The 3,908-nt window shown below is 55.2% G+C and carries 3 protein-coding genes; all 3 read left to right on the top strand.

Translation table 11 applies throughout. The features are described from left to right. Nucleotides 1-1,286 (top strand): PQQ-like beta-propeller repeat protein (locus tag K1Y02_25790; protein ID MBX7259793.1); only part of this gene is annotated, 1,286 nt, incomplete at its 5' end. 155 nt (nucleotides 1,287-1,441) lie between these two features. After that, nucleotides 1,442-2,380 carry an SDR family oxidoreductase gene (locus tag K1Y02_25785; protein MBX7259792.1) on the top strand — a complete coding sequence of 313 codons (939 nt, stop codon included), beginning with the start codon at nucleotides 1,442-1,444 and terminating at the stop codon, nucleotides 2,378-2,380. A 663-nt stretch (nucleotides 2,381-3,043) separates the two neighbouring features. Beyond that, complete coding sequence (locus K1Y02_25780; GenBank protein MBX7259791.1) at nucleotides 3,044-3,871, top strand: polysaccharide export protein; 828 nt, start codon at nucleotides 3,044-3,046, stop codon at nucleotides 3,869-3,871. Nucleotides 3,872-3,908: the final 37 nt, after the last annotated feature.

Raw genomic sequence — 3,908 nt, 5'->3', positions numbered from 1 at the left:
ATTCGATAGGCGGTGACCTCAAGCCAGTGGTTTCGTGGCGCTGGAGTCCCAGTCTCGCGGAACTTTCGAAGTCGCTGCCTCGCGTTGAGGCGCACGGCACTGCCGTACTGCCTGCTGAATTAACGCCCGAAGACTGGCCTGCCTTTCGTGGTCCCGCACGTGACAACCATGTGTCCGGCACGATTGCGACGGATTGGACTAATCCACCGCGCGAACTCTGGAGACGGTCAATCGGTCCAGCATGGTCTTCGTTCGCTGTCGTTGGAGATTACCTCTTCACGCAAGAACAGCGCGGTGAGGAAGAGCTGGTCACGTGTTATAGGGCGGATTCCGGCGAAGAAGTCTGGTCGAACAGCGTCCCAGCCCGGTACGATGACATCATGGGGCTGGGTCCGCGCGCAACGCCAACGTATCACGAAGGAAGACTCTTCACGCAAGGCGCGACCGGCATCCTGCAATGTCTGGATGCCGCTACGGGAACTTCACTCTGGAAACGTGAACTTGTGAAGGATGCGGGCATCGATGTCCCCATGTACGGTTTCGCAAGTTCGCCGCTGGTAGTGGACGATCTCGTCATCGTCTTTGCGGGCGAAAGTGAAGGCAAAGCACTGCTTGCATACCGGCGCGAAAACGGCGACATCGCATGGCAAGCAGGACGCGGAAGCGGCGGCTATAGTTCGCCGCACTATGCAGTCATTGTGGATGTACCGCAGATTCTGATGCTCAGTGATTTTGGTTTGCAGTCGTTCGAGCCGAAATCAGGAACGCTGCTTTGGGAGAATGCGTGGGAAATCAAGATGAATCCGCGTTGCGTTCAGCCCCTTGTGGTCGATTCCGAGTCGGTCATGTACGGAGCTACGGGGGCATACGGGTCACGACTGCTTCGTGTCCAGCACACTTCGGAATCGTGGAAGACCGAGGAAGTCTGGTCAACGAAGCAGTTCCGACCGTACTTCAACGACTGCGTCGCTCATAAAGGCGATTGCTACGGGTTCGACGGTGAGCGTCTTGCGTGCATCGATCTAAAGACCGGCAAGCGCCGCTGGCAGGGCAAACAGGTGGGTGGCCAGATGCTGTTGCTCCCCGAAATGGACAAGCTCCTCGTCTTGAGCGAAGACGGAGAGGTCCTGTTGATAGAAGCAAAACCCGACCGCTATTCGGAGGTCGGCCGCTTCAAGGCGATTTCCGGTAAGACGTGGAATCATCCCGTGCTTGTTAGAGGCAGGCTTTATGTTCGCAATTCGGAGGAGGTAGCCTGCTTTGCGCTGGGAGAAGGCGCACGCTGATTGACTTCGCCGCTCCCTGCAATGGCCAAGGGCACGTAAATTGCGTTGACTGGCCGCGTTTTCCTCGCTATAAATGCGCGTGCACGTTGTGAAGGCCTGCGCAGTCTGCGAATAGTTTGCCGATTCTGTCGGCCTACGGCGAAAGGTATTACCGGATGTCTACGGTCAATCTAGTTACCGGCGGGGCCGGTTTCATTGGGTCTCATCTTTGCGAAGAGCTGCTCAAACGCGGTGAGCAGGTGCTTTGCCTGGACAATTTTTTCACCGGGCGAAAAGCGAACATAGAGCACTTGATGGAGAATCCGCATTTTGAGCTAATTCGACACGACGTAACGCAGCCTATCCTTCTCGAAGTGGATCGCATCTACAATCTCGCGTGCCCCGCATCGCCCGTCCACTACCAGTACAATCCCGTGAAAACGGTGAAGACGAATGTGATGGGTGCGCTTAATATGCTTGGTTTGGCCAAACGTGTGAAGGCAAGGATACTCCAGGCTTCGACGTCGGAAGTCTACGGCGATCCGAAAGTCCATCCGCAACCCGAATCGTACTGGGGCAACGTAAACACGGTCGGAATTCGAAGCTGCTACGACGAAGGAAAGCGCGTAACGGAAACGCTTTTCTTCGATTACCACCGGCAGAACGGAGTCGATATTCGCGTGGTGCGCATCTTCAATACGTACGGCCCCAAAATGCTGGTAAACGATGGGCGCGTGGTGAGCAATTTCATCGTACAAGCGCTGCGCGGAGAACCCATCACGATATACGGTGATGGCAGCCAAACGCGTTCGTTCTGTTTTGTTACCGATCTGGTGGACGGCATCATTCGAATGATGAACGCACAGAATTTCACCGGACCCGTGAACCTCGGCAATCCAGGAGAATTCACGATTCATGAGCTTGCGGACGAGGTGCTTCGTTTGACGGGAAGCAAGTCCAAATTGGATTTCAAACCGCTTCCCGCCGATGATCCGACTCGTCGGCAGCCCGACATCACGCTTGCGAAGCAACGCTTGGAATGGGAACCGAAGATACCGTTGCGAGAAGGTCTACCGCTCACAATCGAGTACTTTCAAAAACGGCTTCGCTCTTAAGGGACGGGCATAACGGCAATTTGCACCGGCGCAACTGAGCTCCGGTGCAAGTTGATTTTGTGCAGGACGTCGAAGTTATCCCATCAGGGTTTCTCGCTTATACACTCAGTCGATGGGAGACAGTGTCTATTTCCGCGGCACGACTCGCTAATGCGCTCGTCAAGATATTGACTCTTGTAAGTGCGCGAAGAATCCGGACTAATTTCTTGTCTGCCTGAAATCGACATTCATGTAGGCTGTCAGTTTTCGTTCTAACATTTACGTAATTCTTGATGCTAAAAAACTGTCAGTTTGCACGACGGTTATTCGTCAACTCGCCAAAACAGGGGTCGTTCTCCACGTTTGTGTTGTGTTAGACAACCCGATCGCCGTAGTGATATCTCAGGTGGCAAACTTCAGCGAAGGACGATCCTACCCCCATAAAATCTGGCTTTTCTCACACTCCCCTACCGGGACTGCCGTTGGCACACGAGAAGACTTGGCCTGCTTCTTGCTCATTGCCTCGCGTGTGCTTGTAGGTGTGGGAGCGTTTCTCTTCCATGGGAAACGCGGAAGTAGTCGAGCTCGGTGCAGCGGATGGCGTGCTCGCGGCGATTCGTAGTCGCCCGCGGGGAACACCGAGGCAAGGCATCCCCTTTACGATGACGAGAGAGGTATTTTCCCATGCGCCGGTTTTCAGGGTGGGCTGAACTGGTCTGCGGGTCGACCCTATCTGCCGCGGCAGTGCTCATATGCGTAGCGGTTAGTTTTGGTTGCGCGACAACCCCCGAGCCTTCGGAATCGTTCCCTGTTGCACAAGATCCCGTGTTGTTGCTGAAGCCGGGAGACGTGCTTCAGGTGAAGTTTCTGTATTGGCCTGAGTTGAATGAGGAAGGTCAAACAATCCGTCCCGACGGCCGGATTTCTCTGCAATTGGTGGGAGAAGTCGTCGCGGAAGGCAAAGAGCCAGAGGTTCTGCGCCAAGAGTTGTTGGGATTGTACAAGGACAAGCTCCTCCAGCCGGAGATTTCGGTGGTTGTGCGTTCGCTCGACAGCCATCGCGTATACGTTGGCGGTGAAGTGCTCGCGCCGGGTCTCGTGCCGGTAAACGGCAGACTCACGGCGCTTGAGGCCATTATGCAGGCAGGCGGTCCAAGGAAGGAAAGCTCCAAGCTCAGTACGGTGGTCATTGTCAGGCAACAAGACGGCCAGCAGTACGCCACCACGCTCGATTTACGCAACGCCCTTGAATCGCCGCAGTCGTCGTCGTTCGAATTGGCGCCGCGCGATATCGTGTACGTTCCGCGCACCGCCATCGATCGCGTTGACCAGTGGGTGGACAAATACATCAACCAGATCATCCCGCGGTCGGTTCACGCGAACTTCACGTTCACCAAGGACTTGGATTCCGGCAACAACTCCGATAACGGCGCTAGAGCGGCTCAACTTCTCTCCAACGTGAACTCCAACGCAATCGGAACCCTGGGAGACCTGTCATCAGTAACGCAATAGTCAGAAACTCCCTCCGCGATGTGCTGTACATCGTGTT

The sequence above is a fragment of the Candidatus Hydrogenedentota bacterium genome (assembly GCA_019695095.1).
Taxonomy (GTDB): Bacteria; Hydrogenedentota; Hydrogenedentia; order Hydrogenedentales; family SLHB01; genus JAIBAQ01.
This window is presented reverse-complemented; position numbering and strand designations above follow the sequence as displayed.